General features: G+C 58.0%; 25 protein-coding genes. 9 read left to right on the forward strand and 16 right to left on the reverse strand.

Annotated features, from left to right (window positions below; genetic code table 11):
- Positions 1-107 precede the first annotated feature (107 nt).
- A complete protein-coding gene (locus tag CRD20_RS08635; RefSeq protein WP_187405253.1) occupies positions 108-1,193 on the reverse strand; it encodes a biotin/lipoate A/B protein ligase family protein in 1,086 nt (361 codons plus the stop codon).
- An 8-nt stretch (positions 1,194-1,201) separates the two neighbouring features.
- Here CRD20_RS08635 and CRD20_RS08640 point away from each other — a divergent pair, with 8 nt between their 5' ends.
- Positions 1,202-1,846: a cation transporter gene (locus CRD20_RS08640; RefSeq protein ID WP_070429486.1), complete on the forward strand. Its 645-nt coding sequence runs from the start codon at positions 1,202-1,204 to the stop codon at positions 1,844-1,846.
- Positions 1,847-1,901: 55 nt separating this feature from the next.
- On the opposite strand, the gene nagB is transcribed toward CRD20_RS08640, so the two are convergent.
- The 5 genes from nagB to CRD20_RS08665 form a co-directional block, all read right to left on the reverse strand.
- Positions 1,902-2,687, reverse strand: a complete 786-nt coding sequence (nagB, locus tag CRD20_RS08645) for a glucosamine-6-phosphate deaminase (RefSeq protein WP_070429485.1) — start codon at positions 2,685-2,687, stop codon at positions 1,902-1,904.
- Positions 2,688-2,848: 161 nt separating this feature from the next.
- Positions 2,849-3,160, reverse strand: coding sequence for a hypothetical protein (locus tag CRD20_RS08650; protein ID WP_070643708.1), 312 nt, complete (start codon positions 3,158-3,160; stop codon positions 2,849-2,851).
- An 81-nt stretch (positions 3,161-3,241) separates the two neighbouring features.
- The gene (locus CRD20_RS08655) at positions 3,242-3,556 is read right to left on the reverse strand and encodes a cupin (RefSeq protein ID WP_187405254.1); all 315 of its coding nucleotides are present in this window, start codon (positions 3,554-3,556) and stop codon (positions 3,242-3,244) included.
- A 65-nt stretch (positions 3,557-3,621) separates the two neighbouring features.
- Positions 3,622-4,410, reverse strand: coding sequence for a MerR family transcriptional regulator (locus CRD20_RS08660; RefSeq protein ID WP_187405274.1), 789 nt, complete (start codon positions 4,408-4,410; stop codon positions 3,622-3,624).
- Between the two features lie 107 nt (positions 4,411-4,517).
- The gene (locus tag CRD20_RS08665) at positions 4,518-6,287 is read right to left on the reverse strand and encodes an ABC-ATPase domain-containing protein (RefSeq protein WP_187405255.1); all 1,770 of its coding nucleotides are present in this window, start codon (positions 6,285-6,287) and stop codon (positions 4,518-4,520) included.
- A 142-nt stretch (positions 6,288-6,429) separates the two neighbouring features.
- Here CRD20_RS08665 and CRD20_RS08670 point away from each other — a divergent pair, with 142 nt between their 5' ends.
- Complete coding sequence (locus CRD20_RS08670) at positions 6,430-7,749, forward strand: MFS transporter (RefSeq protein ID WP_255468798.1); 1,320 nt, start codon at positions 6,430-6,432, stop codon at positions 7,747-7,749.
- Between the two features lie 4 nt (positions 7,750-7,753).
- Here the strand turns inward: CRD20_RS08670 and CRD20_RS08675 are convergent, their stop codons facing one another.
- Both CRD20_RS08675 and CRD20_RS08680 read right to left on the reverse strand, forming a co-directional pair.
- Complete coding sequence (locus CRD20_RS08675; protein WP_187405256.1) at positions 7,754-8,791, reverse strand: NADP-dependent oxidoreductase; 1,038 nt, start codon at positions 8,789-8,791, stop codon at positions 7,754-7,756.
- 59 nt (positions 8,792-8,850) lie between these two features.
- On the reverse strand, positions 8,851-9,447 hold the full coding sequence (locus tag CRD20_RS08680) for an HD domain-containing protein (RefSeq protein WP_187405257.1): 597 nt from the start codon (positions 9,445-9,447) through the stop codon (positions 8,851-8,853).
- Positions 9,448-9,504: 57 nt separating this feature from the next.
- On the opposite strand from CRD20_RS08680, the gene CRD20_RS08685 reads away from it, so the two are divergent.
- Positions 9,505-10,599 (forward strand): trimeric intracellular cation channel family protein, encoded by a 1,095-nt coding sequence (locus tag CRD20_RS08685; RefSeq protein WP_187405258.1) that lies wholly within the window; start codon positions 9,505-9,507, stop codon positions 10,597-10,599.
- A 15-nt stretch (positions 10,600-10,614) separates the two neighbouring features.
- Entirely contained in the window at positions 10,615-11,910 is a 1,296-nt protein-coding gene (locus CRD20_RS08690) for an alpha/beta fold hydrolase (protein ID WP_187405259.1), read from the forward strand.
- 49 nt (positions 11,911-11,959) lie between these two features.
- On the opposite strand, the gene CRD20_RS08695 is transcribed toward CRD20_RS08690, so the two are convergent.
- The 8 genes from CRD20_RS08695 to arsC form a co-directional block, all read right to left on the reverse strand.
- Positions 11,960-13,768 carry an amino acid ABC transporter ATP-binding/permease protein gene (locus tag CRD20_RS08695; RefSeq protein ID WP_187405260.1) on the reverse strand — a complete coding sequence of 603 codons (1,809 nt, stop codon included), beginning with the start codon at positions 13,766-13,768 and terminating at the stop codon, positions 11,960-11,962.
- 1 nt (position 13,769) lies between these two features.
- Complete coding sequence (locus CRD20_RS08700; RefSeq protein WP_370546166.1) at positions 13,770-15,488, reverse strand: ATP-binding cassette domain-containing protein; 1,719 nt, start codon at positions 15,486-15,488, stop codon at positions 13,770-13,772.
- A gap of 117 nt (positions 15,489-15,605) precedes the next feature.
- On the reverse strand, positions 15,606-16,631 hold the full coding sequence (locus CRD20_RS08705; RefSeq protein ID WP_187405262.1) for an ABC transporter substrate-binding protein: 1,026 nt from the start codon (positions 16,629-16,631) through the stop codon (positions 15,606-15,608).
- A 97-nt stretch (positions 16,632-16,728) separates the two neighbouring features.
- Positions 16,729-17,589 (reverse strand): ABC transporter ATP-binding protein, encoded by an 861-nt coding sequence (locus CRD20_RS08710; RefSeq protein WP_187405263.1) that lies wholly within the window; start codon positions 17,587-17,589, stop codon positions 16,729-16,731.
- On the reverse strand, positions 17,586-18,683 hold the full coding sequence (locus CRD20_RS08715) for an iron ABC transporter permease (protein WP_224433635.1): 1,098 nt from the start codon (positions 18,681-18,683) through the stop codon (positions 17,586-17,588). Before CRD20_RS08715 ends, CRD20_RS08710 begins: the two co-directional genes overlap by 4 nt.
- 142 nt (positions 18,684-18,825) lie before the next feature.
- Positions 18,826-18,993, reverse strand: a complete 168-nt coding sequence (locus CRD20_RS08720; protein ID WP_016422348.1) for an antitoxin — start codon at positions 18,991-18,993, stop codon at positions 18,826-18,828.
- Between the two features lie 153 nt (positions 18,994-19,146).
- Positions 19,147-20,544, reverse strand: coding sequence for an MFS transporter (locus CRD20_RS08725; protein WP_187405264.1), 1,398 nt, complete (start codon positions 20,542-20,544; stop codon positions 19,147-19,149).
- Positions 20,545-20,741: 197 nt separating this feature from the next.
- On the reverse strand, positions 20,742-21,086 hold the full coding sequence (gene arsC / locus CRD20_RS08730; protein ID WP_187405275.1) for an arsenate reductase (glutaredoxin): 345 nt from the start codon (positions 21,084-21,086) through the stop codon (positions 20,742-20,744).
- Positions 21,087-21,401: 315 nt separating this feature from the next.
- Between arsC and CRD20_RS08735 the strand changes: the two genes are divergently transcribed.
- From CRD20_RS08735 to CRD20_RS08755, 5 genes are read left to right on the forward strand one after another with little or no spacing between them, the layout of a single operon-like run.
- The gene (locus CRD20_RS08735; RefSeq protein WP_255468800.1) at positions 21,402-22,493 is read left to right on the forward strand and encodes a metal ABC transporter substrate-binding protein; all 1,092 of its coding nucleotides are present in this window, start codon (positions 21,402-21,404) and stop codon (positions 22,491-22,493) included.
- A 23-nt stretch (positions 22,494-22,516) separates the two neighbouring features.
- Positions 22,517-23,185, forward strand: coding sequence for a metal ABC transporter ATP-binding protein (locus CRD20_RS08740; RefSeq protein ID WP_070827869.1), 669 nt, complete (start codon positions 22,517-22,519; stop codon positions 23,183-23,185).
- Positions 23,175-24,005, forward strand: a complete 831-nt coding sequence (locus CRD20_RS08745; RefSeq protein WP_070549457.1) for a metal ABC transporter permease — start codon at positions 23,175-23,177, stop codon at positions 24,003-24,005. The genes CRD20_RS08740 and CRD20_RS08745 overlap by 11 nt, the downstream gene beginning before the upstream one ends.
- The gene (locus CRD20_RS08750; protein ID WP_070549459.1) at positions 23,998-24,816 is read left to right on the forward strand and encodes a metal ABC transporter permease; all 819 of its coding nucleotides are present in this window, start codon (positions 23,998-24,000) and stop codon (positions 24,814-24,816) included. Before CRD20_RS08745 ends, CRD20_RS08750 begins: the two co-directional genes overlap by 8 nt.
- A gap of 3 nt (positions 24,817-24,819) precedes the next feature.
- Positions 24,820-25,512: a metal-dependent transcriptional regulator gene (locus CRD20_RS08755; protein WP_049172669.1), complete on the forward strand. Its 693-nt coding sequence runs from the start codon at positions 24,820-24,822 to the stop codon at positions 25,510-25,512.

Here is a 25,512-nt window from a genome sequence, read left to right on the forward strand (position 1 = left end):
TGACGCCGTTTCTTCTCGTCGTCCACGCCGAGTCTCCTTGGTTTACTTTTTATCCAGTTAACTCTCTTTCCCGAAGATTTTCTTCATTTAGATAGTTGGCGTGGGCATTAGGGGACTCGGTGAGTCCAGCCCTCCGTGCCGTATTTGGCGTCAATAAGATGCTGCGCCGCAGCGAAGTCCTCATCGGAAAGCGATGCCTCGGCGGCACCGTAGCGGTTGATGAATGTCTGCTTCATCGTGTCAATGACTTCCGCGCGGCTGGCACCGGTCTGGCGACGGAGCGGATCGACGCGCTTCTTCGCGCTGCGCAGGCCCTTATCGGCAATCTTGGCCTTGCCAATGCGCAGGACTTCCATCATTTTGTCAGCGTCGATGTCATAACTCATGGTGACGTGGTGAAGCACTGTTGAGCCACGGCGCTTCTGTGCGGCACCACCAATCTTGCCGCCATCGGAGGTGATGTCATTGATGGGGACATACCACGCATTGACCCCGAGCTGCGCAAGTGCAGCGATGACCCAGCGGTCGAGGAATTCATAGGATTCGACGTAGCTAAGACCAGCGACCAGCTTCTCTGGTACATAGATCGAGTAGGTGACGCAGTTGCCGCCCTCCATGAACATCGCGCCACCGCCGGAGAGACGACGCACCACTTGCACATCGTGCTTCTCTACACCCTCGGGCTCGAGTTCGTTGACATAAGACTGATATGAACCGATCACAGTGGCACGATCATCCCAATCCCAGAAACGCAGAGTCGGTCCGCGCTGCCCGGAATTGACTTGATCAAGAAGGACCTCGTCGAGCGCAACATTCATCACCGTCGGCAGGACACCCGGCTGCAAAACCTCCCACTCCAAATCAGTGAAGTCGACGGCCTGTGTCAGTGCACGTCGAACGACTTGCGCAATGATGTGGGTATCAAAACCGTGCAGTCGCACCTCGCGGCCAGACTGATCCTCAAAATCCTTCAGCGCCGCATCGAGGCGAGCCTGCAGGCGCTCTGTATTGTCCTCGGCAGGTGCACCGAGGAGCGCGTCATTAATGATGTCGTAGGCTTCATCGGGTTCGAGGAAAAAGTCGCCCGAAATGCTTATCGACGAAATAGTGTCGCCTGTGGTCTCGCAGTCGGCGACAACCAATTTGCCGCCGGGAACCTTCATCTCTGAGTGGAATTTCTGTGCGGAGGTCATAGGTTTCGATGGTACTCGCGGCGGGCGTTACGATATCCCCCGTGTTTACCTCATCGACTTTGGATCACCGCGCCCGCAAAATTGTCGCGTGGGTAGCGGGCTTGAATCTTCTCGGATTCTTCGTTGAATTAATTGTCGCCTCGATTATTGGCTCCGCAGCCCTGTTTGCTGACGCTGCGGACTTTCTTGAAGATTTCCTCATCAACCTGCTGGTTCTCACCGCATTGGGTTGGTCGCTGGCGAGCCGTCGTAAAGCGAGCTTCGGCCTCGCCGGATTGATCCTGATTCCGGCAATCGCGGCGTTCGGCACTGCCATCTGGAAGATGATCAGCGGTGAGCCGCCAGAGCCGCTAACACTGTCGGTGACGGCGATTATCGCGATGGTTATCAACCTGGTTTGCGCGATTTTGCTGATGAACCTGCGCAAGGCCGACAGTGCGCTTATGCGGGGCGCATGGTTGGCGGCGCGTAACGACGTCCTGGCGAACCTGCTCATTCTCGCCGCCGGAGTGGTCACCATTTTCTGGTTCAGCGCATGGCCGGACATCGTCGTGGGACTTGTCATCGGCGTCATCAACCTGACGGCCGCGAAGGAAGTTTACGAGCAGGCGCGTGCCGAAGACCCCGAGCTAGAGATGGATGATGACGACTAGCGCTGGCTAGTCCGGGGGGAGCGAAGGTTGGGAAGGGGCCGGGGAGGGCCGGGGCCTACTTCCACATATCCTTCTGCCACTGCGGCTTATGAGCGTAGGTGAACTCGTAGTATTCCTTGTTCTTCAGCTCACTGGCTGCAGCTTGGTCAATCACAACCGTGGCTCGCGGGTGCAGCTGCAACACGGAAGCCGGCATGGAAGCGCTCAGTGGGCCCTCGATGGAGGCGGCAATAGCGTGCGCCTTTGCGGTGCCGGTGGCCAGCAGCAGGAGGTGCCCCGCACGTGAAATGGTGCCAAGCCCTTGGGTGACCACGTGGTACGGCACGTCTTCTGCAGAGTCGAAGAACCGGGCGTTATCCAGCACGGTCTGCGGGTGCAGCGTCTTAATGCGAGTCAGAGAGCCAAAAGAGCTGGCGGGCTCGTTAAAACCAACATGCCCATTGGTGCCGATGCCCAGCAACTGAATGTCAATGCCGCCGGCCTCGATAATCTTTCGCTCGTAATCCTCGCAGGCCGCGCCGATATCGTCCGCGAGGCCATCGGGAATATGGACCCTCGCCGGGTCAACATCCACGTGATCGGAAAACTCATTGTGAATCACGTGGTAGTAGCTCTGCTCATGCTCGATCGGCAGGCCCACGTACTCGTCGAGTGCGAAGAAACTGCAGTCTTTGAAGGTGACTTCACCAGCCCGATGGCGACGAATCAGTTCCCGATACGTCGCAAGCGGGGTCGATCCTGTTGCTACACCGAGGTTTCCACCTTTGTTGGCGTAGTGAGCGAGGTAGTCCGAAGCGATGCTCGCGATTTCGGCCTCAGAATCGACGATGATGATTTCCATGGTGGAACACTCCTGAAAACGAGGGCTCGTGGCAGAAATTGCAAAAGGTGCGAGACAGAGTACCAGTGACTCCACAACGCTAAGCGCTATAGCCCTATTCAGATGAGGTTAATCTGCCATGGGGTTAGACCTGTAATTGAGCCCTGTTGTTCCTGCGTAGGCTACTTCACCCAGAAGTTGCCGTTTTCATCCTTGTAGATGATGTCGCCAGCCTGAGCGACCTGGGTGTCGTTAACCTGAAGCTCAACCAAATCCAGCGTTTCGACGATTGGTTCAATGTAGACGCCACCGTTAAACCAAACCTTGAAAGCATCTGCTGAAGTCGAAGAACCGGAGAAACGGTGTTCTTCATACTTGTGCACTGGTGCAAAGGGGCAACCAATAGCCTGTGCGACAGCTGGAGAGGCAGCAACAGCGCCCAGCACAGTAGCGGCACCGATGGCGACAGCGGCGATAGAGCGAGAGAATTTCATGGTTAATTCCTTCCCGAGTCTGGGGTATGACGGAGTTATGGGGATGCCGAAGTGTGCACTGTCGGCTGCTGTTGCTGTGGGCTAGACTGAGCCTTCTTTTTCAATGACAAGCATGCGCGCCTCGCCTTGCGGGTGCGCGACATGTTCGTCGCCGGCTTCTGCGAAACAGATAGTGCCAGGCGTTAATGTGCGTACGCGTTCCTGTCCCGCATCGCGGTAGTGCATATCGACGGCTCCGTCGACAACCACAAAGACCTCTTCGCCATCATTGATGTGCCACTTGTATGGCTGATCGCTCCAGTGGAGCCGGACGCTTGTGGCTCCAGTCATAGTGACCACATCCAGTGCGCCCCACGGGTGATCAGCGGTGAAGTCTGCGGCTTCGATGAATTTCATGAAGCAATTCTATGCCGATTCAGTCCCGGATGGGAAGACCGGGCTGAACGGCTGCTTCCCTGTATTTACCGCCACTCGGCAGTAGCCGGGTCAATGCCTTCCTTACGAGCCTGAGCTTCAATCAGCTCCAGCAGGTAGCCAGCATTGCCGCGGTAGTACCGATCAAACCGGGAATCAGCGACGTACATGCGAGCCAGCAGAATCTGCTTTTCTCGGCCAGCCTCGTAGAAGCGGGTAATAGTGGCTAAGTGACGGTCAACTAGCTCGGCCGCCTCGGTGGAGCCTGGCTCGACGTGGCGCTCGGCGGCGTCGGCAAGCGCATCGGCAAAATCCTTAGCCTCTGCCTCAAGAGCAGCCCAGTCGCTGTCCTTCATCTTTTCCTGAGCCTGCTGAGACTGCTCCCACTCAGTAGTGTCGCCCCAGCGCTCCTCAGCTTCGGCTTCGAGTTTCTGCCAGTCACGGCCCAAAAGCTCTGCCTTCGTCTTTGCTTCCATCGTGTGTCCTTCCTCAATCAGTTTGTCCAAAGACTGCACCATGTGGTGCAGGTCAGCGATCTTTTCGGTGAGAACAGTTCGCTGTGCGAGCAAACGATCTTTTCGACTTCTCGGGGAGGAATCGCCGTGGATGAACTCCTCGATAGTCTTCAACGGCACACCAGCGGCGCGGTAGACCAGAATCTCCAGCGCGGTGTCGATGTCCTCGTCGGTGTAGAGGCGGTAGTCGGACCACGTGCGATACTGCGGGCTGAGTAGTCCGATGGCGTCCCAATGTCGCAGCGTGCGCGTGGTAACGCCCAGGAGTTCGGCCGTTTCACCGATGGTGTACTCGTTGTCGTTGTTGCTCACGGGAATCATCTTTCTGTTTGACGTCGCGTCAAGGTCAAGCCCTGACGCCGAAATCAATTGAGGAAGTTAGCCGCGGCAGCCGCAGGGGCGGGGCTGGTCCACGAACCTTCGAGCCGCTACCGCAAGAGCCGAAGCCTGTTGATTGCCGCCGCAACCTCCTGGAAACGCGGTTCCGCGAGATGACCAGAGTTGGTGGACGCAGCTGTCGCATCGAAGAGCGAATGACAAAAGTTGTCGTATTCGCGCTGGATCAGCTCGGTGAGGTCAGTACGCCCATCGAGCTGCTTGACGACGGCCCCCAGAATTCGGGCAATGGCTTCTGTTTGGGAGGAATCCATCAATTGGCCGACAGCACGCAAGTCAAGATTGTCCTTGCCCACCTGAATCAGCTCGAGACCACGCGCACGCGGTGGCTTAGGTGGTTTCGAGCCTCGGCCACGACCACCGCGACCACCGCGACCACCGCGACCACCGTGTCCACCACGGCCACCGTGACCGCCACGTCCGCGGCTCTCGCCGGCGGGGAAGTCAGCCTGCAGAAAACGCTCACCGATCTGCGCAAAAGCAGGCGAAGGCTCGGCCGGAGTAGCCGATTCGCGGAGCTCACGGGCGCGCTTGGTGACGTCGTAAGGCGTGTACGCATCCATAGCAATCACGGTGTCCGCGACATCGATGAATGCACCAGAACCACCAGCGACGATGACCGTGGAGATTCCGTGGTTTTCCCAGAGCTCGCGGACCCGTGCGACCAGTGGAGTAATCGGCTCCCGGTCATCGGGGATGAGGCGGCGCATGCGCTCATCGCGAATCATGAAGTTGGTCGCGGAAGTGTCCTCATCGATGAGCAGCACTCGCGCACCGGAACCCAGCGCCTCCATCAGACCAGCAGCTTGGGACGTCGACCCCGATGCGTTCGCCGTGGAAAACCGGGTCGTGTCATCACCGGAGGGAAGGCCGTTGATAAACGGCGAGATATCCACACCAGTGATGGCTCGGCCGTCCTCGGCACGCAGCGCAACCGCAGTCTCGTCGGCGACTACAAACTCGCGGCCATCGCCAGCGACATGGTTATAAACACCCGTGACCAGGGAAGACAACAACGTGGACTTGCCGTGATAACCGCCACCAACAATCAACGTCACGCCCCGCGGAATACCCATGCCGTGCACGGTTTTGCCCGACGGCAGCTGAAAACTGTGCTGCAGCGATTCCGGCGAGGTAAACGCAGTCGCGCCGGGCTTCGGAAGCTGGCTATTGCCCGCCTGACGAGGCAACACCGCACTGTCTGCCACAAACCCAATCAGGTCCGCGTCCGCCACTGCACGGCGCAAAAAGAGCTGGTCATACTCCAATTCCGCGGCTGCCTCGAGCGCATCGATGGGTGCGTTCACGATGGCGTCGTCAAGCGCGTCAAACAGATCCTCACAGATCAAGCGCGCCGCCTCACGCCCGAGAATGCGTCGGCCGCGGGCGGGCAGTTGGATTTCTAGGCTGATCTGTAGGGCATCGCCATGCTTATCGACGTCGTGCGCATCCGCACGGAGCTCAGCGACAGCTGCTCGGCGCAAGACCTGCTGACCTGGAGAATCAATGAATAGCCCGCGACCATACTTCTTCAAAGCGCGCACGAGACGGCGGTTCAGCAAATCGAGCTCCGCCGTGCTGAACCTGCCGGGCTGTGACCGGGAGGCGCCGCGATAGTCCAGTACGGACAGCGGAATATGGACGCGTGCCCGTGATGCCGGGGCATAGGGGTCGGATTGGACCTTGTCGATAAACAGCGTCGCGTCCAGATCCGGCAGGTCGTGGGAGCCACGCAAAGATTTGTATGCACCGTAGCTCTTGCCATCGAGGTTGGAGAGACGCCGATAAAGGTCAGCGGGCATATTTCTACTTTCGTTGAAGCTGTTAGATGTTCTTCCCGCGAGTGTAGTGGCTGAGGGGACAAGCGCGATTCGGTCTTTGACTGGCCTGGGCAGACAGCCACGTGCGGTAGCGCCGTTGCTACAGGCAGGTAGCTTAAAAGGTATGACTGATAGCTCGGAAGCTGCCAAACTCGCAGGGGAAAACCCAGAGGCGGTGCAAAAACACGCCAGCGCCAACGCCAAGCGCTACGTTTGGGCGCACGGCCTGCAGAATATTGGCGATCAAATCGTTGCGGCAAAGACGCTGTTGCCATGGCTGCTGCATTCGGCTGGGGCGCCGGGCTTCTTCATCGCCATGCTTGTGCCAGTGCGTGAGTCCGGCTCGATGCTTCCGCAGGCAGCGCTGACACCGTGGGTGAAATCTCGGTCTCGCCGCACCACCGTCTGGATTGCCGGGGCGTTGGGGCAAGCGGTCGCGGCAGCGCTGATTGGTCTGGCGGCGTTGTTCCTGGAAGGCACCGCGCTTGGCATCGCTATCATCGTCGCGCTTGCAGGCTTTGCGACGGCACGAGCGCTGTGCTCGATGGCCTCCAAGGATGTTCAGGGACGCACGATTCCGAAGGGGCAGCGCGGGCAGATCAGCGGCCGAGCTGCGATGTTGGGCGGTGTCGCCGCAATTATTGTTGGTGCGGTGTTGTGGATCATCCGCGATAACGTCACCAAACCGATCGTGGCGGGGCTCATCTTTGCTGCAGCTCTGTCATGGGTGGCAGCGGTTTTGATTTTCCGCGGAATTGTCGAGCCCACCAATGAAGATGACAAGGAAGAGCCGAATAAAACCTGGTGGCAGGACACCTGGCGGCTATTTGCGGAGGATAAGAACTTCCGTGACTTCGTGATTGTCCGTAGCTTGTTGCTGGTCACAGCACTATCTACGTCGTTCATCGTGACCTTGAGTGCGCAGGTGGGTGCTGATCTGGAAGCTTCAGACGGTAGCGGCGGGGGAGTGAACGCAAACGTCGGCATCTTCATGCTCGCTGCGGGTTTCGCTTCTCTGATTGGTGGAAAAGTCGCCGGAATCTGGTCGGATAAATCCTCAAAGAAGGTCCTGACCTACTCTTCGCTCGTCGGCTCGATCGTGCTTTTCCTGCTGGTCGCAAGTGCGCACTGGCTTTCCACCAGCGCCAATGCCTGGATTTTCCCACTCGGTTTCTTCGCAATGTCGGTCGTCCACGCCGGTGTTCGTGTGGCTCGTTCGACCTATGTTGTTGACATGGCAGAAGGCGACAAGCGCACCGAGTACGTCGGAGCGGCCAACACCATCATGGGTGTTGTCCTGCTCATCGTCGGTGCGCTGTCGGGTGTTATCGCTAGCTTCGGCCCTGCGGCGGCTCTAATCTTCCTGGCGCTGATGGGACTGGTTGGTGTCGCTATGTCCAGCAGGCTGAAGGAAGTCTCGGCTCCGCGCAGGGCAGTTCTTTAGTTCGTTAGAACTCTACGACCATCTTGCCGGTGTTGCCTCCGCTAAACAGCTCGAGGAATGCAGCTGGCATGTTCTCGATACCGTGGCGAGTGGTGACATCGTAAGCGACCTTACCGCTGACGACCAGCGGAGCCATTCGCTCCTGGAATTCACCTGCCAGGTGCAGGTACTTGCCCAATACGAAGCCGCGCAACGTAATGCACTTGCCAATGGCCAGAGCTAGGTTGCGTGGTCCGGTCGGAGCTCCGGTGTTGTTGTACTGGGAGATTGCGCCACACATAGCGACACGGCCAAAGGTGCGCATCGCGCCGATGGCTGCCTCCAGGTGGTCTCCACCAACGTTGTCGAAGTAGAAGTCAATGCCCTCCGGAGCTGCCTTTGCTAGCTGCTCTGCAACCGGGCCGTCGTTGTAGTTAAAAGCGGCATCAAAGCCGAGTTCGAGCAGGCGCTTAACCTTCTCGTCCGAGCCGGCGGAGCCAATGACGCGGGATGCGCCCATCTGCTTGGCGAACTGACCAGCAGCCGAGCCGACCGCACCAGCAGCGCCAGAGATAAAGACGACGTCGCCTTCCTTCATCTCTCCGACAGCCGTCAGACCAACGTAAGCAGTAAGACCAGTAAGACCAAGGATGCCCAGGTAGGCAGCAGCCGGTGCAACGTTGAGGTCAACCGGCGTTGCCTCGGAATCGGCGATAACAGCATTGGTCTGCCAGCCGTAAGAGTGGCGGACAGCGTCGCCAACCTGGAACCTATCCGACTTGGACGCAAGGACGGTGCCTACAGCACCGCCAGTCATTGGCTGGTCGAGCTGGAATGGTGGGATGTACGACTTGGTGTCGTTCATGCGGCCGCGCATGTATGGATCGACGGTAGCGACCGAGTTGGCTACCAAAATGTCGCCGTCGTTAAGCTCTGGCAAATCGACGGTCTCGAGGCGGAAATTCTCGTCAGTTGGCAGGCCAGACGGACGAGAAGCTAAAACCCACTGCTGAGTGGTGGTGGTGGGCAGTTCGGACGTGGATGAAGTATTAACGGAAGTCACGATTATTCTCCTGTTGCGTATTCGCGGATTTATTGTCGGTTTAATTGCTGAATCGCAGGTTACGCCTCTTGTACCCAGGAATCGAGGCGCTCAATAAGAACGCCCAGGTCCGCTAGCAAAGGCAAGTCGGGCAGTCGTTCGGCAATCACGTTGCGGACGCTTGTGTACCACCACAGTTGCTGGCTCGGAGTTGACCGAAAGCGTCGCCACAGGGAGTGGCCTTCGCGGTCTAAATCCTCCAGAGTTTGGCTGAGATTGTGGAACTTATCCGCGGCGGCCACGATGATTGACTCCGCGCTGCCACGAGAAAGTTGCTCCAGGTAGGCATCGGCACGCTCCTGCCAGGAGGGCAAGGAAGAATTCTTGGTGACGCCCTCGACGATCGTGGCCACGCGAGGCCCGAACTCATCTTCCATCTCGGCACGTGAGTAGTTTTCCGGCACGTCTTCCAAAATGTCGTGGAAGAGGGCTGCCAACAGCACGTCTTCGTCGTTAGTCACGCTCGCCGCAATCAACATCACTGACATCGGATGGCTGATATAGGGAACGCCAGAGCCCTTTCGGTAGTGCCCATCGTGTGCGCGGGAAGCAGTTGCGATGCCGCGCATGAGCCTGCTGCTGGGGCGTGCTGAAGCAAAGGTGTCAGCGTTTTGCATGGGTATCCCGACCTTTCGTTGATGCTTGAAAAATAGCAGCGTCTAAGCTTGAACATCATGAACGTCGCAGAAGTAGATCCGCTCATCGAGTCGATGTACCGGTGGTCCGATGTCAGTGGTGTCCTGCTCATGGGCATCATCGGTGGCACCATCGCCCGGCAACGAGGCTACGACATCATCGGGTTCTTCTTTATTGCGTTGTTCTCCGCACTGGGTGGCGGCATGATTCGCGATGTTCTGATTAACCAGGGCACCGTCGCCGCAATGAGCCAGCCGGAGTATCTAATTCTGGCGTTTACTGGTGCGCTCATTGCGCGATTTTTCTATTTCAAAGGAAAGACCTGGGAATACGTTCAGGTCCACGGTGACGCTGTGGTCTCGGGACTCTGGGCAGCTACGGGAACGGTCAAAGGCGTCACTTATGGTCTGCCCATTCTGCCGTGCATCATGATGGGCGTTTTCACCGCCACTGGTGGTTCCATGATCCGCGACATTGTGACCGGGCGAGTACCCGCTGTTTTCGGCGGCAACCAGCCCACGGTCATCCCGGCCGTGGCTTGCGCGGTCATTGTCATCGGAGGCCACCATTTGGGGTTTATGGCCGTGTCCATGGTCATTGGTCCTATCGTCAGCATCCTGCTTTCGCTGCTGGGGTACTGGGGTAATTGGCGAGTGTCGGCACACTCGGAGTGGGCGCCACTGAACGACACCGCGGCGCAGATTGCGGTCCTCGCACGTCGAGCAGAGGGCAAGAGTCGCGAGGTTGGTCGACGTTTCGAGCCCGCACGCCTCCGCAGCTGGCGTCACCGTCAGATGGAAAAGGCGCTGCAGCGTCGCATTCAGTCTGAGGTTGATAGGGGAGTGTCTCGTTCCGACGCCGAGGCCAGCGCGGAGGAATTCCTGGAGGAGTTCAATGCGGACTTTCCAGCGGATCTGCACATGCCGACGGCACAGCAGGAGACAGTGCAGGATGACAGCGACGAATCCGATTTCGGTGTGGACCTATCCGGTGATTCCTATGATGACTACGGAGAAGATACGGCACTGCGGCAGCGGGAATACCGGGAGATGTTGGATCAAATTCTTGCTGACGATGAGGCGACCGATTTACTCGTCGCAAAGCTGATGAAGAAATACGAGCAGCGGGATTAGAGGAGCGGTAGAGACATGGCATCGACGAGTACTGCAAGCAGGCATTTTGGGCACATTATTAAGGAACACACCGTTGAGGTGCCCTGGGATCCTTTTACCGAAGCTGCGAATGCCGCGACATTTGAGCTTTTCGCCAGGGAAATCTATGCGCCAGGAAATGAGGATGCGCCGGCAATTGTCTATTTGCAGGGCGGCCCGGGATTTCCGGCACCGCGTCCGGTAGGTGCCAGCGGAGTAATCGGTGAGGCGCTGAAGGAATTCCGCGTCATCCTGCTGGATCAGCGCGGCACTGGGCGCTCGCATCGAATTGATGCGACCAATATTGCAGATGTTCCGGCCGAGCGGCTTGCCCAATTGCGTCAGGAATACATCGTCGAAGACGCGGAAGCATTGCGAAAGCATTTGGGCATTGCCAAATGGTCACTGTATGGCCAGTCCTTTGGCGGGTTTTGTATTACTTCGTATCTCAGTTGGTATCCGGAATCCGTGGAGCACGCCTACCTCACAGGTGGTTTACCTGTTCTGGACCGTGGTGCTGACGACCTTTATCGCACGACATATGCGAAGCTGCGCACCCGACACGAGCGTTTTTATCGCGAGTATCCGTGGGCCGAAAACCGAATTCGAGAAATCTGCGCGCACCTGGAGCAATCTGCAGAAACTCTCCCTACCGGTGAGCGACTGAGTTCTCGCCGATTCCGCACCATCGGAATTGAATTGGGCCGCGGAGATGGATTCCACAATCTGGCGTATTTGTTGGAAGAGCCATTCCACATTCGCAATGGCGAAAAGCAATTGCGCACCGATTTTCTGGCCGATGTAGGATTCCGCGTGAGTTTCGCCGACGGTCCGCTATACGCCGCGATTCACGAATCCATTTATGGTGGTGTCGGCGAGCAGCCCACAACTAATTGGGCAGCGCACCGTATTCGCGAGGAAATTCCAGGTTTTGAAGAAAAGGCCAATCCTGCAGGAGACGAGTCGTTCTACCTCACCGGTGAGCACGTTTTCCCCTGGCAATTCGACGAAGACCCCGCGCTCCTTCCTTTTAAGGAAAAGGCGGAAGCATTGGCGCAGCACACCTGGGAAAGCTCGCCGTATGATTCCGCGCGCTTGCTTGCCGACGCCCCAACCTCGGCAGCCGCGGTTTACCTCGACGATATTTTCGTGCCGTTCGAGTACTCCATGGAGACAGCCAACTGCTACCGCGACCTGCGACCACATGTGACCAATGCGTTCCAGCATGACGGTATTCGCCACGACGGCGCGGCCATCTTCGCGCGGCTCCGCGAGCTCGTCGAGGATCATTAGGCGAGTATCCGAGTGCTGCGGAAGACCTGCGCGGAGAGCTAGAAGGAGCCTAGACCTCGGCGCGCGCAAGTCGAGCAAATGCGCCGTCTGCGTTTAGGAGGTTGTCATACGTGCCGCGTTCGATGAGCTGGCCGTTTTCGATGACCAGGATGTCATCGGCCTCGGCCAGTGTCTGAAGTCGGTGCGCAATAAAGATGCAGGTCGCTCCACATGCGCGGGCATTGTCCACGATACGAGCCTGCGTCAGTGGATCCTGGTGGCTGGTGGCTTCGTCGAAAATAGCAATCTTTCCGGCGAGGTGTGCAGCGAGGTCATTGGGCTTAGTGCCGTCGGCTAGTACCGCGCGTAAGTAGGTGCGGGCCAGCGCCAGACGTTGACGCTGACCACCGCTGAGCCGCTGCGCGCGGCGGCCAATGGGCCTGTCCAGCGGCATCTCAGCAGGGTTGATGGCGGCGAGTTCGAGCGCCCAGTGCATCAGTGATTCGGGAACCTCGCAGCCATCAGGCGCGCCGAGACATAGATTCTCAGCGACGGTGGCCTCCATGAGAAAGGGATTCTGATCTGCGACAACAACAGCTCGGCAGACATTGGTTGAGCCGAGGTCACGGGCATTGTGGCCATTGATGATGACCTCTCCCGCATCCGGATCGACATGCCGTTGGATTAACCGGGAGAGTGTGGACTTTCCCGAGCCGGTTGGTCCGACCACACCGATGAACTGCCCTGTGGCAATGCGCAGACTGATATCGCTCAGCGCGGGGTGATCAGCGCCAGGGTAGCGGTAGCTGACATCGCGCAGTTCGAGGGCAGGGACTGAGCTGGTGGATTCGGACAGGGACGTCTCCGCATCTGGTGTCTTCGGTTCTTCCACAGTCGGCGGCTGCGCGGCCAGCTCCCTGATCCGAGTGACTGCATTGAGTCCTGCTGGCAGAGAAGATGCTAGGCGCTCGATCGAATCCATTGATGAAGCAGTTCCCGCCACCAGGGACGTCGTCACCAAAACAGCAGGGAGCATACGGTAGTCGGCTGAAAGCGCCGGGATACCAGCACAAAAGACGGCAATGCTGCCACCCCAAATCCGAAGTCCCGTTGCACCAGAACGGAGGCCCGCCCGCTTGCCGCCTGTACGCATTTTCTGAGCAAGCTGTTCATCGAGCTCACGCAATCCCCGCAGCCGCTGCTCGGCTGCGCCGTAGATGAGGATTTCCTCCCGAAGTCGTAGCGTATCGGCAATGTACTGCGCAATGTCCGTGCGTGTGGAGTTCGTTGCGGAAGCCTCCGTCGTCGCCTTCTTAGAGCCCGCGAGTGCAATCACAAAGCCAACCGCGAAGGTCAGTGTCAGAGCAATCGCAGGCAGGGCTCCGGCAGTCAATGCCGCTGTCACGACCGCCATCAGCGGAATCAGTACGGCCGTCACCGCGGGCGCAATTGTGTGCGCGAAGAAGACTTCCACACGGTCAACATCACGAATCGCAATCGTGTGGATTCTGGCGGTACCCAGCCCATCGGTTACCGCGGGTGCCTGCGGGATAAGACGCTCGACGATCCACAACCGCAGCTCGCCGAGCAGCCGAAACGCCGCCAGATGCCCGAGGTACTGCTCGACATACCGCAGAATCGCTTTCAACAGCGCCAGGCCTGCAATCACGCCAATGACCGCCCACGTCCACTGCATGCTCAAGCTTTGCGACGAGTCGGTTGCGTCCCACTTCGACAGCGCAATTGTGGCAATTGCCCAGGCGGGCACAGCCAGCATCAATGCACCCAGAATGTGCCCAGCCACGCGTGCGAGGATAGATGCACTGAGCGCTCCGCGAGCCTGTGCGGAAAAGCGCAGCAACCAGATGATGTTGTTCATGTCAGCTCTCCTCGGTCAGCGCTCGTGCGTAATACTCATTGCTTGTGCTCAGTTGGTCGGGTTTGCCCGCAGCCACGATCCGGCCTTCGGCGACGACAATGACCAGATCAACGTCCGATAGCGCTTCCATGCGGTGAGCGACCATGATGCTCGTTCGTCCTTCAGCAAGGCGGGTCAAGGACTCCTTGATGAGACCTTCCGTCCGACGATCGATGTCCGCTGTCGGCTCGTCGAGAAGCACAATCGGAGCGGCGCCGAGCAGACCACGCGCAATGACCAGGCGGCGTCGTTGCCCGCCTGAGAGCCAATTGCCCTGATCCCCGACCTCTGAATCGAGACCACCAGGGCGCTGCTCGATTTCGGTGAGTAAGTGCACGTCGCGAAGTGCTTTTCGCATATCGACGGCCGTTGCGTCCGGGCATGCGATGCGAAGATTGTCCGCGACGGTGGTGCCGAAGATGGCTGGTTGCTGGGAGATGAGCAGCGAGTTGGCGAGCAACTCCGGGGTTGAAAGCGCGTGGCCGTCGAGGCAGACTTCCCCGGAATGCGGCTGCAGACCTGCGAGTACACGCAGGAGTGTGCTCTTTCCGGAACCGCTGGGGCCAACGATGCCGACCCTGCTGCCGGCTGGAATGGTCAGGTTGATATCGGAGAGAATACGCTTTTCGCCGATGTCAACGCTCACATCGCGGAGGGAAATCTCCGGTGCGTGTGGCGCGATGGCCTTGGTGGAATGCGTTGTTGCGGCTGTGGGCGCTTCAGCTCGAGGCTCACCGAATATCTCCACAATTCCATTTCGATGCGTGCGCCCGCCGAGTCCGATGTAGAAAGTGCGGCCGACGCGATTGACAGGTTCGTAGAGCAGAACGGATAGGAAAACGCCTGCGAGAGCTGTACCAACGCTGATCGCATCTGCCTGCAGACGCAGCAAGACAAGACCGATTGCGGTCGTCGACATTGCAATGCCAAAAACCGCGTCGTTGACAATAATCATCAGCTGATTGCGGGCGAGCAGGGCGGTGAGCTCAGCCATCGCAGTGCGAGTTTGGCTGGCAAAACGCGCCATGACCCGGTCAACTGCTCCAAGAACTTTGAATGTGCCCAGCCCTTCGAGCATTTCCAAATACGCATGCGTGGCCTTGGCTTGCTTTCGGCGATACGTCGCATTGGATTTCCGCAGAATCTTTCCAGCACCAATAATGATTAACGGTGTGGAAATGAAAAATAGTGCCAGCCACAAGGCGGTTTTCGTATCCACCCACAAAGCCCAGACCGCCAAAATGATCAGTGGAGCACTAAACGAGGCCAACGTGGGAGCGAGAAATGTCGCTCGGTAATTCGCGGTCTGTTCGACGCTTGTGGTCGCGGCATCGAAGAGTAGGCCCTCGCCAGTGTTGGATGAGCTTCGGTGTGCGTGACCAGCTTTCCCGCCACGGTGCCCTCTGCCATGCGCGTGTTTCGGGGCTGGTTCAGGAGCAGAAAACTCCGGCTTCAGTACACTGCCAACCACGTGTGAGCGCCACAGCTTTTCCTGCTCGCCAGCAAGCCGTGGTGGCAATGCCTCGGTGACGAAAGCACAGAGGCTTCCCAGAATGACCGCCACAATGGCAGCGACCAGGGATTCATGAAGTCCCCACTGCCCAAACCAGTCGCCGCCACTGGTGTCTGCGACACCGCCGTACAAATTGCTGAGAGCATCGAGCGCGTGTCCAAGAGACACGGCACTGAGAGCGAAGAAAAAGCTGCGCCCCCAGCTGGATAACAAAACCCAGTGCATTCGGCGGGGTGGGGAAGTCAGTGCTTCATGAATCCACATAGCGACGTGAAAACCTATTTTCTATTTAGCCAGCGCGTCAGCGATCTCACGCAGTCCATCGGGCATGTGCATTCCGGCGGTGCCAGAGGTCGTCTTCGCATCAATCATTTGCACTCGATCATTCTTGACCGCAGTGACGTCGGCAAGCGCCGGATTATCCAGCAACTCCTGGAATGGAGCCTTACCCTGGCCGTGGAAATCCTGAATCAAAATGACATCCGGATTCAGCTGCACAATTGTTTCCGGATCAGCGGGAACGGCACCCGGGCGCTTGCCCTTTGGCGAAATCGGCTCGCCGCCAGCCAACTCAACGAGATTCGTCGTCGCCGACTGCATTCCCATAATCATCTTCTGACCACCGCGGGCAAACAGGACCAGCGTCTTTGGCTTAGTTGTGGAATCAATTTCCGAGAGAATCTCTTCGGTTTCCGATTCAATCTTGGCAACCATTTCGGCCGCCTTGTCTTCGGCTCCGAGCAACTTGCCGAGTTTGGTCACCGACTCTGCCAGCGCCTTCGGCGAGGCGAAATCACTGCTGGCAAACGCCGCGGTCGGGACATCGCTGGCGCCCAGCAGCTCACTTGCCGACTGCTCCTGATCATGGCGGCTGGTCATCAACACCATGTCCGGCTCATAGGACAGAATCTGCTCCGGATCCGGCTTCGTGGAGTTGGCAATCGCGTTGGGCACCTGGCGCGCCAGCTCAACCTGATTACCCGAGCTCTCATCGAGCGCATTCTTCGTCACGGCTACGACACGCTCTGGCCCAACCAGTTCCAGCGCCAGATCCGCAACCTCGGTCGACAGCGCAACGATGCGCTTCGGCTGACTCTGCACCGTAACGTCGTGGTCGCCGACGGTCGCAGTACGCGGCCACTGTGCCTGCTGGCTTGTCGCAGTCTCGCTTGATGACGGCTGCTGCGCCGTCTCCTCCGAGGAAGAACAAGCGACCACCGCAGCGAGCGGGAGTGCTGCAATCAACGGCAGAGTGACGGCCTTTTTAGAGTTTCGCTTCAAGGCAGAGATAGGAGAAGTTGGTGAAAACACGAAAGTACTTCCTTGAGTGTTGAGTTGTGATTGTTGGGGAGTTTTCGGTTGCGTTGGTACCAGCTGGATTCAGACAGTCTGAAGCAGTCAGCCGCAATCAGTCAGCCGGTCGAGCTCGCGCCAACGCCGTCACTCGCACCGAACCGGTATGTGGATCGGTATCGACAGCACTGGAGATGCGATAAATCGCATCTATTCGGGGAGGCGTCAGCACTTCTTCGGCGGAACCAGTGACTTCCAACCCGCCATTGTGAATCACACTGAGCCGGTGGCAGCTGCGGGCCGCGAGGTTGAGGTCATGAAGGACGACTCCGATTCCGTGGCCCTCGTCGGCAAGCTCGCCGAGCAGCTCGAGGATTTCCAGCTGAAACCCGATGTCCAAGGCCGCAGTGGGTTCGTCGAAAAGCATGACCTTGGCCTGTTGTGCCAATAGTTTTGCGATGAACACCAATTGCCGCTGCCCGCCGGACAGAGCCGTAATCGGGCGGTCGGCCAGTGCTGCGACACCAACGCGGTCGAGAGCGTAGGCGACGATGTCGTGGTCCGTGGAGTTTAGTGAACTGCGGAAACGGTCCCGCCGACGGTGGTGCGCGTACCTGCCGAGTGCCACGACCGTTCGAACGTCAATAGCGGCATCGGCCGGTGTGTGCTGGGGCAGGTACCCCAACCGGGTGGCGCGTTCGTGGGCTCGAAGCTTCGTCAGCGGCGCGCCGAGGAGCTCAACCTGCCCTGAACTCGGTGTCACAATTCCCGCCATTGCACGGAGCAAGGAGGATTTTCCGGTGCCGTTGGAGCCGATGATGCCGTGGACTTCGCCAGGTCGAATAGCGAGGTTCACGCCACTTACGACGGTCCGATTGCGGTAACCGACGCTGAGGTTGGTAGCCCGCAGCAGCGCGGTGCTGTCGGCGTCTGGCTTAGTGACGTGGTCGCTGAGGTTTTGTGTCTGTTTGCTCATGACTGGCGGCCACCTTGCCGAAGAATCAACGCGAGTAGCGCAGGTGCACCAAGGAACGCTGTGACTGTGCCAGTTTGCAGTGCAACTGGGGAAAAGAGACTGCGGGCGACGAGATCGGCGAGAATGAGAAACACTGCGCCGAGGCACATAGAAATGGGCAGCAGGCTGCGGTGATCGGGGCCGATGGCAAGGCGAATCAGGTGCGGGACGACCAATCCGACAAAGGAAATAACGCCAGTGACAGCGACGCCCGCTGCCGTGACTAACGCAGCCAGGGCGAGCAGCAGTTGCCGGATCCACACTGTGCGCATACCAGTGGCAGCGGCCTGTTCTTCGCCGAGGAGGAACAGGTTGAGTTCGGGAATGAGCATCATCAAGATAACCGTGCCGACGGTAATGGGGCCGACTGCCAGTGCAATGTCCTGCCAATTCGAAGCAGTTAAATCGCCGTTGAGCCAGAACATGGCCTGTTGAGCGTCATCGCTGTGTGGCGCGTTCGCGATGGTGGCGGAGATGACTGCGCCGAGGAACGCGTTGAGTGCAATACCGACGAGCAACAGGGTGGCTCCACTGCCGCCATTGAGACCGGCGACGATCTGGACAAATATGACAGCCAGCAACGCGCCTATGAATGCGCCAGCCGAAAGAACCCACGGCGCTTTCGCGGCCACGCCAGTGACGATGAGAATGACTGCTACCACTGCTGCACCGGAGGAGACGCCGGTAACACCGGGTTCGGCCAGCGGATTGCGAAAGACTGCCTGCATGGTCGCACCTGCGACAGCGAGCGAGGCGCCGACCAGTCCCGCAAGGAGGACACGAGGCAGTCGGATGCTCCAGACAAGTGATTGCGTGGCGGGGGATATCTCTGGCAGAAGGTGGTTGAGAGCCGGGAGGTCGTCGGAAAGCGTATTGATAAGCGGGGTGAGCAGCGCGACGATGCCGTTGCTGAAACCTGTTCCCGCGGGGCCGATGGAGATCGCCAGGAGGATTGTGGCGGGGACGGCCAGGAAAAATAGAAAGCCGAAGAGCCTGGCTCGAAGTTTTTGTTTTCGAGTGCGCGGAAGAGAAGCTCTATCGACAATAGTTTTCACTTGGTTAATGATGGACAATTTGAAAATAATTGTCAATAAAGGCGCGTCAGTGGGTCTGTGGGGTCTCCTAAGAACAGCAAAACCCCGCACCAGCTCCCTTGTGAAAACAGGGTGCTAATGCGGGGTGAAGAAGCTCTGTAGCTTACTTCTTGTCGCCCAGGCGCTCGTCTGCCATGTCGCGAACCTTCTTGATCTGGTCGGCCTTGTCCTCGCCGAGCTTGTCCTTGCCCAGCTGCTCAGCCTTGTCCAGAACCTTGTCGGTGTTCTCTTCGTTGCTCAGTGCTTCCTTGGCCTTGTCCATAAGTCCCATGGTGAAGACTCCTTCCATTTTTAATGTCTATTCGCGTTTTTTCGTTTGCGGCATAGAGTGTACCGATGACTTGGCGACGTTGCGACCGTTTTGGACTCACGGAGCGAATCCGGGATTCGACTAGCAGCACCGTGACTGAAGGCTATTGAGTGGCTATTGAGCTGTCTTGGTGCGGGCTTCATCTGCCTTGTGCATGACTTCGCGCTCGTACTTGCCGACGAAAATCATAAGGACAAACGCAATAGCGACAACTCCAATGAGGGTTGCGAATGTTACATTCCAGCCTGCGAAGTCGATCAAGAGTCCGACACCAGTGGAGGCGAGTGTTGCGCCGAGAAGGTATCCGAACAATCCAGTGAAACCAGCTGCGGTTCCCGCAACATACTTAGGCGAGAGGTCGATGGCCTGCAGTCCGATGAGCATGATTGGGCCGTAAATGAGTGCGCCGATCAGGGAGATGAGCACATAGAACATCCACAATGGTGCCGTAGCGGGTAGCTGCCAGTATGCGAAAATGGTGATGCCGGTGCCGATCAGGAAGAGCATGCCGGCGCCTGAGCGCCAACCCTTGAAGACCTTGTCGGAGACCCATCCGCACAGCAGGGTGCCCACAATTGCTGCGCCCTCGTAGAGCATGAATCCGATGATTCCGCCCGTGACGTTGGTCTTGTGCAATTCGTTTGTCAGGTAAATCGGAATCCAGTTGAGAACGCCGTAACGAAGTGCGTAGACGAACACATTGGCCAGCGCCAACATGACGATAACCGGATTGGTAAGAACATGGTTCTTGACGATTGTGAACCAGGGTTCTTGTGCCTCGTCATTAGTTCCTTCGACCTTGTCTGGGTCGTTACGGTATTCCTCTACCGGAGGCAGTCCGATGGATTGGGGGTTGTCTCGAATCAGCAGGAATGCGATGGCAGCAATCACGAGCGCGACAATCGCCGGTAGCCAGAATGCGGGAGTCCAGTCGGCATCGGAAGTGGCGAACGAATGCAAGCCCCAGGCTGCCAGAGCACCACCGACGGCGGCACCGACATTGTGGGCAGTGTTCCAGATCGACATCAAAGTGCCGCGCTCGGATGTCGAGAACCAGTGGACGACAACGCGTCCAGAAGGAGGCCAGCCCATGCCTTGGAACCAGCCATTGATGAACATGACTGTCGCGAAAATCGCAACAGAGGCACTAATCGCTGGGACGAACGCAACAAAGAGGTTTACGATTGCGGACAGCGCTAGGCCAAGCGGGAGGAAGTACCTGGCATTGGCCCTGTCGGAGAGCATGGCCATGAAGAACTTGGATAGGCCGTAGGAGAAGAGAACCGCATTGGCTACGATGCCAATTCCGGCTGCGCCAAGTAGGTCGTGCTTTTCCAGCACAGCGGACACCAGGGGGATGTTATTTCTGATGAGGTAGAAGCCCGCGTAGCCGATGAAGATGCCCATGAAGACGTTGAACCGCCAGGTCCGGTAGGTCGGGGCGATCTTTTCCTCGGGAAGGGGAGCTGCTGGGCCGGGGGCGCTGAGCCAGCCGAGCCTCTGACTGCTCATAATGAGAGTCCTTTCGCTGAAGGCCGCCGTTGCCTCTAGCGCAACCTGTGCGGGTGGCTAGGGCGACAGGCGGAGAGCTTTATCGTTTCAGCGGTGAGTTTACAGTGACTTCAGTCCCTGTTAATGGGTTGTTAACCTCCCGGTCGTGGAGGTCTTTGGAGGGGGTTGATGTAAAGGCGATTAACACATGTCATTGGCTAGAGAATGTCGTTAATAGCCTCGGTGGGGCGCGCCATCCTTACCCCCTTATTGGTGACGACAAACGGGCGCTCAATCAGGCGTGGGTGCGCAACCATTGCGTCCAGAAGTTCCTCGTCGCTGGAGTCCTTGGAGAGTCCCAGCTCCTTGAACTCCGCTTCCTTGGTGCGCACGGCATCGATGACGTTCAGGCCTGCCGCCTCGATTAGCGAGCGCAGCTCGGCCTTGGCTGGAGGAGTGTCTAGGTACTTGATGATTTCCGGCTCGATTCCGGCTTCGCGTAATACGGCGAGAGCCTGGCGGGACTTTGAGCAGCGGGGGTTGTGATAAATCTTCGCTTCCATGTCTCCATCATGGCTGATGTTGTGGCGTGAAGGTTGGCGCTGTGGCGTGACGGCCTGCGGATAGGGTTTGTTCAATGTTTATCCTTAAAAAATGTCATACCGAAAACACTTAAGTTCAATAGGTTGAAAATCGCTGTCGTTAGGTTTACTCTCACATGTGATAGATGAACGGCGAAGTGCGCCCCAACCGCCCCTAAGGTGACCCGATTTACTGAAGCGGCCGGTCAGCGTAGCCGTCGTAAAGCAGGAACAAAACGATCAAGAGCGGATACCAACATGACAATTTCCGGAAAACTTTCGCGATCAGCCAAGTTTATGTGTGCGGGTCTTTCGATTTTGCTAGCCGGCGCTGGCCTTGCAGCGTGTGGCGATAGCAGTGAGGGAGCCAGTGGCGAGAACCCAATCAACGTCGTGGCTTCCACGACGCAGATTTGTGATTACGTGAAGCAGCTGGACATCGATGAAGTGGATCTGACCTGCCTGTTGGCGCCGAATGCAACGGCTCATGAGTTGGAAATGACCCATGAGCAGCTGAGCAAGACTGGTAACGCGGATCTCTTGTTCGTCAACGGAGTCGATCTGGAGCACTTCCTGGACCAGGCGATTGAGTCCTCGGGCTTTTCCGGAACGATGGCAGTGACCAGTGGCGTTCTCACTGCAGGTGACGTAGATGCCATGAAGGCGGCCAAGGATATGGACAAAACCAAGCCACTGCCGCCAGAGAAGGCGAAGAATGGTAACTACACCATTGACCGAGGTGTGGAAAAGATTGATGTCTCCCCATGGCCATTCCCGCCGGAAGAGCCCGGTGAGGAGGCGGAATTTCGCTTCGATCCGCACGTATGGACCTCGCCTAAGAACGCCAAGATTCAGGTTGCCAACATCGGCTACGCCCTGGAAAAGGTCGCCGAGGAACGTGGTGACAATGAGCTGAAGTCCACCATCGCCGACCACGTTGCGGTCTACCAGGAGAAGCTGGATCAGCTGGATGAGTGGGCAAATAAGTCCATCGCCACTGTGTCGGACCCTGTACTGTTTACCAGCCACGACGCCTTTGGATACTTCTCCCACGAGTTCAATATCAACTTCATCGGCGCAGCGCTGTCTGATTTCAACGAGCAGCAGGATGCCACGGCCGCGCATATCGCCGAGGCGGCAAAGACCGTGAAGGACTCGGGTGCAACCGCGCTGTTTGCGGAAAACTCGAACAACTCGAAGTCAATTGAGGCGATTGCCAAGGCCGCGGGTGTCAAGGCCATCGTTGGTGAGGACGCACTCTACGGCGACTCGCTAGGTCCGGCCGGAAGTGACGGCGAGACCTACATTGGTTCAATCATCCACAACGTCACTCAGGTCGTGACGGCATGGGACGGAACCGTCGCACCCCTGCCAGAGGGCATCAAGTGAGCCTCAACCACTTAGCCAACCCCATGTCTGCCGATCCCATAGTCACGCTCCGCGATGCCTCATTCGGCTACACGGCGGTACCCATCGTCAGCCACATCACCGCCAGCGTCGCGCCGGGCACCGGGCTTGCACTCATCGGCGCCAATGGCTCTGGAAAAACGACCGTGCTGCGCGGAATCTTGGGCGGGACTCGTCTCCTCGCTGGTGAGATGCACAATAACGCGAAGATCGTGTCCTACGTCCCGCAGTCGGCAGACCTCGATCGCACTTTTCCGGTCACGGCTTTCGATGTCGTCGCCATGGGAGTTCTGCGCGAACTGCGCCCCTTCCAACCGCTTGGACACCGCAAAGAACGCATCCACGCAGCGCTAGCCAAAGTCGGACTTGCCGACCGCACCGTTGATCGTTTCGGCAACCTCTCCGGTGGTCAGCAGCAACGCGTCCTGTTGGCGCGCGCCATCGTCGCACGTCCGCAACTTGTGCTTCTCGACGAGCCGTTCAACGGCCTCGACACTGAAAATCGGGCCATGCTGCTGAATCTCCTCAACGAACTGAAGGAAAATGGCACGGCGATCATTGCGGCCACTCATGATCTCGTGCTTGCTGAAGAGACCTGCGAAAACACATTAATCGTGGCAGAACAGCCGGCTTTTGGTGCGACCTCGAAGTTGGTGCCAGCCTATGTGGACTGAGCTTGCGAATGCGCTTGGGATCGCGCCTTTCATGTTCAGGCCACTAGTGCTGCTGATTGCCCTCGGGGCGGTCTCTGGCCTGGTCGGTGTCATCGTGAACCTTCGTGGTCTCGAGTTCAATGCCGAGGCCATGGTGCATTCGATTTTTCCCGGAATTGTGGCCGGTGCCGTATTCGGCGGCATCGACATGATTATCCCGGTGGCCGCGGCATTTGCGGTGGTAGTGGCAGTAGCACTGACCTTGGTATCGCGCTCGCACATGTCGGAAGCCGGAGTGGCAGTCGTACTGACCAGCTTCTTTTCCATTGGCGTGATCCTCTCGCTGAAGAAAGGTGATCAGTCAGGACAGCTGGAAGCGCTCATGTTCGGGCGACTGCTGGAAGTCACCGACTCCCGTCTCACCAGCGCCCTAATTGTCTGTGCCATCGCCTTGGTTCTTATCGCAGTGACCTGGCGCCAGCAGGTGTTTGTTGCCTTTGATCGCTTCGGTGCCAAAGCCGCAGGCGTCAATGTGTGGGGCATCGACCTCACCATTAACGCGGCGATTGCTGCGGTGGTGGTGTCGTCGGCAAGCGCAGTGGGAGTGTTGCTGGTAGTCGGATATCTGGTCGTGCCGGGAGCGGCGGCGAGACTGCTGACTCGCCGAGTGCATGTGATGGTGCCGATTGCGATTGCAGTGGGCTGTCTCAGCGGAATCGTTGGTTTGGCACTGGTGCCTTTGGGGCCGGTGTCGCCTCAGGCAGTCGTCGCGCTGACCTCGGTGGGACTGTATTTCGTGGCACTGGGACTGCGCGGCGTGATGGGAGGCGACCGTGTCTAGCATCCTGATTTTGCCAATCATCGAGCTGATATTGGTCGGCGCATTGGCCGGCGTGGTGGGGGTACTCGCGGTGCTGGGCAAACAAGTGTTCTTCGCAGAAGCGATTACACATGCGACTTTTCCCGGTGCGGTGGTGGGCGTTGTTATTGCGGCAGCGCTCGGCCTGAGCCACTCGTGGATTTCGGTGTTCCTCTTTATCGGGGCATTTCTGATGTGCATTCCGATTGGGGCCCTGTTCGGTCTGTCGAAGGTGGGGACGACGTCCTCGGCGGCGGGAATTGTGCTGACATTCGGGTTCGCGCTGGGCTACTTTCTGAACAAGTGGTTCGCCCCGTTGCCGGTGAAGGTTGAGAGTTTCCTGGTCGGCAGCGTACTCAACGTGAACAAGATTGATATTGCGCTGTCGGGTGGGCTCTTGCTGCTGGTGGCGTTGGTGCTGGTGGCTCGGTGGCGCCAGCTGATTTACTTCACATTCGATCCGGAGTCTTTCGGGGTCGCGCATTCGAGGAGAAGAGCACAGTTGGTCATCAGCGGGCTGATTGTGTTGACTCTGGTGGCGCTGATTCCGGCTGTCGGCACGATTTTATCCATCGCGCTGTTGGCTGCCCCGGCAGCTGCGCTGGTTGGGGTAGTGAACGATACCCGTTTGCTATTCGTGTTAGCACCATTGATGGGTATCGCGATTGGCCTGGTGGGGCTATTCATTGCGGTGGCGGCGAACTTGTCAGTTGGTGGCTGTATTGGCGTGTGCGCCGGTTGTTTCTATGTCCCCCTCAAGATTGCGGCAACACGCAATAACGCTAGAGTTTAAAGAATGCACGTGGAGGATTTACCAGCAAAGACCCAGGACTACCTCAAGGTCATTTGGGATTTGCACGAGCGCACCGGTGAAAAAGTGGCACTAGGCGACGTCGCTGAGCGGATGGGTGAAAAGAAGCCCACCGCCAGCGAAGCTGTGAAGAAGCTAGCTGCACGTGGACTTGTCAACCACGAGCCGTACCGGGGCATTAGCCTGTCGGACCGTGGGCGGGATATTGCGCTGATCATGGTGCGTCGCCACCGGCTTATTGAAAGCTTCTTGGTCTCGACTCTGGGATACACCTGGGATGAGGTTCACGAGGAAGCTGAAAAGCTTGAGCATGCGGTCTCGGATGATTTCATTAGTCGCATTGATGCAATGCTGGGATTCCCTGAGCGCGATCCGCATGGCGATCCAATTCCCAGCGCCAGCGGTACCATCGCCAGCGCAGTGCGCACTGACCTGACGGATATCGAAGCTGGCGCGATGGTGGTAGTCGATCGTATTAACGACTCCGATCCTGAATTGCTGCGCTATTTGGCTACATCAGGGGTAGGCCCGGGGACCGTGCTCCGAGCCGAAGCCGCACCATATGCAGGTATGCATGTCTTCGCCATCATCGATGAGGTGGGCGATAACGAGCCAAAGAAAATTCATGTGGCAGACTCGGCACTATGGGCAATCAAGGCGACTCCAACAACCAACTGA

Source organism: Corynebacterium sp. LK33 (assembly GCF_014334955.1).
Lineage (GTDB): Bacteria > Actinomycetota > Actinomycetes > Mycobacteriales > Mycobacteriaceae > Corynebacterium > Corynebacterium jeikeium_D.

What these genes read in the sequence shown, in the direction of transcription:
- CRD20_RS08680 (WP_187405257.1), bottom strand. Translation starts at nt 9,447, where the DNA reads ATGCAAAACGCTGACACCTTTGCTTCAGCACGCCCCAGCAGCAGGCTC.
- CRD20_RS08635 (WP_187405253.1), bottom strand. Translation starts at nt 1,193, where the DNA reads ATGACCTCCGCACAGAAATTCCACTCAGAGATGAAGGTTCCCGGCGGC.
- nagB (WP_070429485.1), bottom strand. Translation starts at nt 2,687, where the DNA reads ATGGAAATCATCATCGTCGATTCTGAGGCCGAAATCGCGAGCATCGCT.
- CRD20_RS08650 (WP_070643708.1), bottom strand. Translation starts at nt 3,160, where the DNA reads ATGAAATTCTCTCGCTCTATCGCCGCTGTCGCCATCGGTGCCGCTACT.
- CRD20_RS08725 (WP_187405264.1), bottom strand. Translation starts at nt 20,544, where the DNA reads ATGAGCAGTCAGAGGCTCGGCTGGCTCAGCGCCCCCGGCCCAGCAGCT.
- CRD20_RS08655 (WP_187405254.1), bottom strand. Translation starts at nt 3,556, where the DNA reads ATGAAATTCATCGAAGCCGCAGACTTCACCGCTGATCACCCGTGGGGC.
- CRD20_RS08665 (WP_187405255.1), bottom strand. Translation starts at nt 6,287, where the DNA reads ATGCCCGCTGACCTTTATCGGCGTCTCTCCAACCTCGATGGCAAGAGC.
- CRD20_RS08710 (WP_187405263.1), bottom strand. Translation starts at nt 17,589, where the DNA reads ATGAGCAAACAGACACAAAACCTCAGCGACCACGTCACTAAGCCAGAC.
- CRD20_RS08720 (WP_016422348.1), bottom strand. Translation starts at nt 18,993, where the DNA reads ATGGGACTTATGGACAAGGCCAAGGAAGCACTGAGCAACGAAGAGAAC.
- CRD20_RS08660 (WP_187405274.1), bottom strand. Translation starts at nt 4,410, where the DNA reads ATGATTCCCGTGAGCAACAACGACAACGAGTACACCATCGGTGAAACG.
- CRD20_RS08685 (WP_187405258.1), top strand. Translation starts at nt 9,505, where the DNA reads ATGAACGTCGCAGAAGTAGATCCGCTCATCGAGTCGATGTACCGGTGG.
- CRD20_RS08690 (WP_187405259.1), top strand. Translation starts at nt 10,615, where the DNA reads ATGGCATCGACGAGTACTGCAAGCAGGCATTTTGGGCACATTATTAAG.
- CRD20_RS08745 (WP_070549457.1), top strand. Translation starts at nt 23,175, where the DNA reads ATGTGGACTGAGCTTGCGAATGCGCTTGGGATCGCGCCTTTCATGTTC.
- CRD20_RS08755 (WP_049172669.1), top strand. Translation starts at nt 24,820, where the DNA reads ATGCACGTGGAGGATTTACCAGCAAAGACCCAGGACTACCTCAAGGTC.
- CRD20_RS08670 (WP_255468798.1), top strand. Translation starts at nt 6,430, where the DNA reads ATGACTGATAGCTCGGAAGCTGCCAAACTCGCAGGGGAAAACCCAGAG.
- CRD20_RS08695 (WP_187405260.1), bottom strand. Translation starts at nt 13,768, where the DNA reads ATGAACAACATCATCTGGTTGCTGCGCTTTTCCGCACAGGCTCGCGGA.
- CRD20_RS08640 (WP_070429486.1), top strand. Translation starts at nt 1,202, where the DNA reads ATGGTACTCGCGGCGGGCGTTACGATATCCCCCGTGTTTACCTCATCG.
- CRD20_RS08735 (WP_255468800.1), top strand. Translation starts at nt 21,402, where the DNA reads ATGTGTGCGGGTCTTTCGATTTTGCTAGCCGGCGCTGGCCTTGCAGCG.
- CRD20_RS08740 (WP_070827869.1), top strand. Translation starts at nt 22,517, where the DNA reads ATGTCTGCCGATCCCATAGTCACGCTCCGCGATGCCTCATTCGGCTAC.
- arsC (WP_187405275.1), bottom strand. Translation starts at nt 21,086, where the DNA reads ATGGAAGCGAAGATTTATCACAACCCCCGCTGCTCAAAGTCCCGCCAG.